We start from the raw sequence: 5,306 nt of genomic DNA on the forward strand, positions 1-5,306 counted from the left end.
GGCACCAGTTGTGGCTCATGGTTCTCCGGCATATCTTCCCGCCAGTTTTGGATGGGTGGATTGAGTTTCGGCTGTGGTTCTTCTATGGTAAACAGAGGCATTTGAGAGTAATCCTTTAGGGTTTAGCTATCCATCTTGCGTAGGTTACAGGGCGCTTTAAGGTGCCGTTGTTGACTCCCGTTCCATATCTTCCGGCCAGCGGTCTGCCTTGCGTGGGCACCAGTCGTCAGGCCGGCCGGTTTCTACCGGATCTGCTGTCACCGAATCATGCTGCATATAGACAGAGAGATAACTCCAGATCTGGCACAGCATTTCCTGTGAGCTGCGCTCTTTTGCAATCAAAAAGCGGGTAACGACTTTGTTAGTACCGGGTTCACAGACAGAACCGAAAAGCTGGAAGCCCATATTATAACGATCACTGGAATAACGTATTTCGCCGCGAACATCCGCCCAGTTATATGACCGGATAGTGACTGGCCATTTTAGCCATGGGAAAAATGTACGTTTGTACTCAAAAATATAAATTTTTTGGCGTTTGCGGTTCAGGCGAATAGGTTGGTCACGAGGCTGCATAAAGTAAATTTTTAGCATAAAAAGTGACAGGGTAAATATAATAAACGCCCAAGCTAAACCAATTGAGACCATCCAATAACCCTTAATCCCTTCTTGCATAAAAGGACCCGAAATCGCAAAACCGATGGCGAGAAAAGACAATAATATTCCACTCATTAATACCCCTCCCCATAGAATTTCACTACTGTAGCGGGCTAACTCCAGAAAGGTATCGTTAAGCGTTGTCAACCAGCGTAACCGCGGCGGCACCAGTTGTGGTTCGTGGTTCTCCGGCATATCTTCCCGCCAGTTTCTGATGGGCGGATTAAGTCTTGGCTGCAGGTCTTCCATGGTAAAAAAAGGCATTTGAAGGCGATCCTTTTGGATTTAACTGTCCAGTTGGGTGGTGAGTTGTAAACTGTTACCCTGTCGGGTTTTATCCGGCCAGTAGGTCACAACCAGCTCGGCGTTATTAAAACGTGCGGTATTTAGCGGAAACTCACCGTCCAGTTGCAGTCCGCTGTGTGTTTGCGACGATATTACGCCCCAGGTTTCAGCCAGAGAATTCGCCGCTTTCACTTCAGTGACAGGCAGCGCCCCCGGCATAGTACTCATCGCTGTGTTAAACAGAACTGGCATGGTCTGATAGGTTTGCTGCTCCGGGGGCGTAAACCCGGCCAGTTTTGCGGGTGAAGCGCTTCGCGCCAGTGTAAGGCGACAGCCGTTGCCACCGGTGGCTGTCAGTTCGACGAGCCAGTCAGAACCTGCCGGGTTGCAGTCCGCCAGTATGACCCGCGCAGCGAGTATTCGGTTACCCAGAATTCGGGTGTTGCTCATTATCTCCGTGACCCAGTCACCACTTAGCTTTACCGACACGCCACTGGCGAGGATATGCAGCTGTTTCATGGCCTCCTGGAGGTCTGCAGGATTTTCCACGCGCGACATAGGGTGCTGATTGTCTTCATTTTGATCGGTCCCGAAACATGTATGCGATAACCAACGCTCCAGCGGTGAACGTACAAAAAGATTGCCGATAGCAACCAATGTATAGGCCGCTATCCCAAGGGTAATGCACCAACCAACCGGCCCTAATAATGTAAAAATAGCTAAGCTACTGAATGCCACCCCAACTCCGCCAGAAAGTACAACCAATCCCGCTGCCACGTAGTAACAGCCGGAAGCTATTGCATCCCCGGCCTTACCTAATTCATGTGCTTTTATTCCTAGCGCAATACCGTCAATTATCGCTGCGAAGCCTCCAATCACCCCCGCACCCCGAATGAGAAGATCGCCATTCTTAAATAATCCCGCGACAGCTGCGCTTTGCCCGACAATTTCTACGGCGGAAGCCATGATGATTAAAGACTTGGAAGCCAGCCCCATCTCTGCCTGAGTATCGCCCGGTATGGCTTTCTTTAGCTCATCCAGATCGCTAAAAGTGGCATACAGCAAAATTCCGGCCAGAATCACTCCAATAAAGCCGCTCTGGAGATCTGTTGATACCTTTAACTGACTGCGTGCTGCATTACGCATATCAGCTTCACCCAACTCAATTTCACCGGAGAGCAGGGAGCGGTCGATGGCGTCGGATGTGACAGCTGCCGGGAGAGCCTTATTCAGCGGTGCGCCTAATTTCACCGTAATTTTTTGCTCAAGGATGGCCGGGTCATTGATTTGCGTCCAGTGCCCCAAACGCGAGGTACTGGTTACGCGGCCATTTTCTTCGCCCGAGATACTCCAGGCAGGTTTACCGTGGGCATCAAGCTGAATTTGCAGCATGTGCTGATATTCGCGGATAGTGAGCTTCCCGGTAAGCAGGGTCGCGGCAGGCACATCTGCTGATGTATAAGCTACGGCTTGTAACATTCGCACCATCCCGGATTTTGCCTGTGCAGACAATGTGTTTTCGAGCTTGCTGAATGCGCCGGAAATGGAGGTGATCAAGCTTGCCATTATTTTCTGATACGCGGGGCTGTTGATATAATCGCTAACTTCCTTACTGTTTAGCACTGCTTTCAGGTTGGCATAGGTCAGGCTGCCGCCGAAGACCTGCGACGGTAAATCGGTTACACCCGGCTGGCTGCGCATCAGGGCCATATACGGCAGGCTTTGCGGATCTTCCAGCCATCTTGCCCATTCCGGGGTCTCGCTGTCTTTGCCGCTGTTTTCCATATCAAAACCCGCGACACTGCCCTGAAGACAGCGGGTAATGGTGGTCAGCTGTGCCACCCAGCTGATAGCACTGTTTTGCGGGGCATAGTCGTTCTTGAGAATGGTCAGCCAGAGCGCAGAACGGTAGGCGGCATTCAGATCCTTCCAGGTAGCGACTATTTTGCGGTTGTAGCCGTCAACGGTGGACTGATAATCCCGGGCAAACTCTGCCCGCGCGGGTTCATCATAATAATCTTCCATACGACGCGTGGCTTTATATACCTCTGCTGCAACCTGGTTTTCACGGGAAGTGGAGTACGACGTGGTGTAACCCGGCGTGTAAACCCCCTTTATATTCGGGTCTGTTTTCATCTGCGCTGCTGTTGATTGTTTAATCTGCAGAATGGCATCAGAAATCATTTTCTTATGAATATTACTGGTTATAGCTGTATATGCAGCCAGTGCCTCTACGCAATCCAGTCGTCCGGTGTTTAATTCCTGAATTACTCCGACTTGATCGTCGAGCACTAATGCAGTCACCGGCGCCTTATACTGGTGCGTTAACTGGGCGATGCGGTTCCCCAGTGCCGTTTGCTTTTGAGGATCCATACGATGAGAAAAGCCATGCGCGCCATTCGGTAATCCTTCCTTGCCCGCGATACTGGGAAATGAATCCGTGGCGAATTCCAGCACATTACTTTTGAGGGCAGACAGCGAAGGGTCAAGTGTCAGACTACGACTGTGGTCTGCAGCAGTGACATTTCCCTCAGACAGGGTTATCTGAGTAAAACGGCTGGCGGGACGTGTTCCATTCTGGTATTCATCCAGCACCGTTTTGCTCCACGGATCACTGCTAAATGCCACGGCCGCTTGTGTATATTTTGGATCGATATTGATAAAACCCGCCACGATCTCGTGGTTCTGCGTCAGACAGGCCTCGCTCAGCGATTCGACTTTTTCTCCTTCAGGCATTTCTTCAGCATTGAACATGCGCAAGGCACCTTCAGGCGTCACCTGATAACCTTGCCAGTAGGTGTTATCCAGCAGGACATACAAATATCCTTCCCGCAGTGTGCGTAGTGCGTATTTATACTCGCCGCCCGTCAGTTCGGAATCCTGCTTCGGCACCGAAGGCGCCCAGCCGGTATTGACCAATGGTTTTGGAACGGCGGCCACACGCAGGGGGAAAATAGCGACACCTTCTCGCTTGCAGGCTTTACAGCCTGATGGCGTGCCCGCTACCTGTTCGCTTGCGGCACTGTTCTGAGAAGCTTGTGATTGTGAACTCATCGTCAAAATTCCTTTTTTTATGCGCTATGGCCCGATAAGCGTCTGCAAGAGGGCATCCGAAAGCGTGGGGAATAACCGGGTCAAATACAGATCCGAATGGCTGGCAACCTGTTCTAACAGCGCCAATACCTCGGGGTGTGCAGTGATGTTGTCGGGTAACGTCAGGTAACTTAGTGCAAGACATACTGTGTCAGCTTTATGGGGAAGTCTGGCCAGTTCGGACTTCGCCCAGGCATCCGCCGCTTGCTTTGCGGCATCGGCAGGCAGTGAGCCACCGGTTTTGTGCCACGCAGACAGCAATCGCCAGATATCACGCACATTATTCTGTGCGCACTCTGTACCCCATTTCATCCGCCATTCATCCCCCTCAGTTGTGCCGGACAATACCTGCATACGACCACTACAGGAGATCCAGCACCACTGGCTGATGTTGCTGATAAGGCGGGAGAATTCATTTTTTCCGTTGAGCGCAGTTAACAGTTCGAGGCGTAATGGCTCATAAAATGGGACGATATTTTCGCGCTGTACTTGTTTACATAAGCCTGCCAGCTCTGCGGCAAATGCCTCAGGTGCCAGCGGCGAACTTATCCAGCCGCAGATATAACGCTTTTCATAGAGCTTTTCATCGCGGGAATATTCTTCGCTTTTAAGCAATAACTCCTCATTACAAAGTATCCCGGGCAGGGCCAGCAGCATCACCACCGGACAATACTGAGGTGCGTATGCAAGGTCAGGGCGAAGCACTCTGTACAGGGCATCATTCCCAAATACGTCATTGAGGCGATTGAGATGCAGGGCGTTCCATGATCGAACACTTTTCAACGGATCCAGCAGCAGGTAGCGGTATTCATCGCACTTTGCGTATAACAATTCTGATAATGAAGTCGCTGTTGGCATTAATGGCAGCTCTCAGTGCAGGTTACTTCCGGCCCGGTGGTCGACTCCCGGTCGATATCAGCAGGCCAGCGGACGGTGTTAAACGGCGTCCAGCTTGCGGGCGCCTTTGTCAGCAGCGGGGCGGTGGGTACGGGCTTCGCCTGCATGTAGTGACAGCAGTGGCTCCATAATCCGTAAGCATCAAACACACTGCCAACCGTCCAGGTGAGGATAAACCTGTCCATGACTTCTACGGTACCGGGTTTGCAGACGGCGCAATAGATACGATGTCCCCAGTCAGCATGGCCCGCCATCAGCACCCGTTCGGCATGAATATCTGCCCAGTCAAAAACCTTAATAACGGGGTGCCAGCGTTTCCATGGCCATATACTTCGCTGATATTCGTAAACATACACTTTCTGACGCTTACGGTTAAA

Annotated in this window: 4 protein-coding genes; all 4 read right to left on the reverse strand. The window is 51.4% G+C overall.

The features are described from left to right. Positions 1-156: 156 nt before the first annotated feature. Positions 157-918 carry a DUF6708 domain-containing protein gene (locus UC15_RS25570; RefSeq protein ID WP_112292035.1) on the reverse strand — a complete coding sequence of 254 codons (762 nt, stop codon included), beginning with the start codon at positions 916-918 and terminating at the stop codon, positions 157-159. A 21-nt stretch (positions 919-939) separates the two neighbouring features. Beyond that, positions 940-3,993, reverse strand: coding sequence for a T6SS effector BTH_I2691 family protein (locus UC15_RS25575; protein WP_112292036.1), 3,054 nt, complete (start codon positions 3,991-3,993; stop codon positions 940-942). 24 nt (positions 3,994-4,017) lie between these two features. Then, the gene (locus tag UC15_RS25580) at positions 4,018-4,890 is read right to left on the reverse strand and encodes a hypothetical protein (protein ID WP_112292037.1); all 873 of its coding nucleotides are present in this window, start codon (positions 4,888-4,890) and stop codon (positions 4,018-4,020) included. Beyond that, the coding region (locus UC15_RS25585) for a DUF6708 domain-containing protein (RefSeq protein WP_369964716.1) at positions 4,890-5,306 on the reverse strand (417 nt) is incomplete at its 5' end. The genes UC15_RS25585 and UC15_RS25580, both read right to left, overlap by 1 nt.

This window comes from Rahnella sp. AN3-3W3, assembly GCF_003263545.1.
Lineage (GTDB): Bacteria > Pseudomonadota > Gammaproteobacteria > Enterobacterales > Enterobacteriaceae > Rahnella > Rahnella variigena.

Coding starts and splice junctions, on each gene's coding strand:
- UC15_RS25570 (WP_112292035.1), bottom strand. CDS start 918: ATGCCTTTTTTTACCATGGAAGACCTGCAGCCAAGACTTAATCCGCCC.
- UC15_RS25575 (WP_112292036.1), bottom strand. CDS start 3,993: ATGAGTTCACAATCACAAGCTTCTCAGAACAGTGCCGCAAGCGAACAG.
- UC15_RS25580 (WP_112292037.1), bottom strand. CDS start 4,890: ATGCCAACAGCGACTTCATTATCAGAATTGTTATACGCAAAGTGCGAT.